This is a genomic window from Bradyrhizobium sp. Ses1 (genome assembly GCF_059512365.1).
The window spans coordinates 1-796 of sequence record NZ_JCAMOQ010000186.1; the positions used below are offsets into that span (position 1 = coordinate 1).

Consider the following 796-nt stretch of genomic DNA (forward strand, 5'->3'; position numbering starts at 1 on the left):
GAGGATATCGACTACCGCGCTCCCCGTGGGCTCGACCGCCGCTTGTTCGACATGCTGCTCAACGGAGACTGGATCAAGAACCATGAGAATTGCGCCATTGTCGGGCCAACCGGCGTCGGGAAAAGCTGGCTTGGCTGTGCGCTCGGCCACAAGGCCTGCCGGGACGACCACTCTGTACTTTACACCCGGCTGCCGCGGTTGATCGAAGAACTGGACCTTGCCCGGGGCGATGGCCGACTCGCTTCGCGGATGAAGAGCATCGCCGCCATCGAGCTCCTAATTTTGGACGATTGGGGCCTCCAAGCCATCGACGCCAATGCCCGTCATTATCTGCTCGAAATCCTCGAAGACCGCTACGGCCGTCGGTCGACAGTCGTCACCAGCCAGCTTCCAATTGCCAAATGGCATGAGCTCATAAATGACCCAACTTACGCTGATGCCATACTCGATCGCCTGCTTCACAACGCTCACAGGCTCGAACTGAACGGTGACTCCATGCGTCGCCCGCCCGTTCTTCCTCGGCCGTGATCACATCGTCGGCCGATGAAGACCGAGACCGCAGCCCGCAAAGCTGACCAGCCGCTACGGCACTGTTGGGGGTGCGCGTCCGGTCAGCTTCGCTCCGTCGAACGACATCATCAAACACGTGACGTGATCTCCTCGGCAGCCGCTTGACCACGGGCTAACGATAGTGCCAATTGCCTTTAACGATCGGGGGCTTCACCTGCGCGCGATCAGATCGGAACGCTGCGCGGCATCAGATTGGAATACCTGCGCGCGATCATTGGAATCCGCA

At 60.1% G+C, this 796-nt stretch carries 1 protein-coding gene; it reads left to right on the plus strand.

Annotated features, from left to right (window positions below; translation table 11 throughout):
• Positions 1 to 528: IS21-like element helper ATPase IstB (istB, locus tag AC5ZG5_RS46285; protein ID WP_496165580.1), on the plus strand; the 528-nt coding region annotated here is incomplete at its 5' end.
• Positions 529 to 796 lie beyond the last annotated feature (268 nt).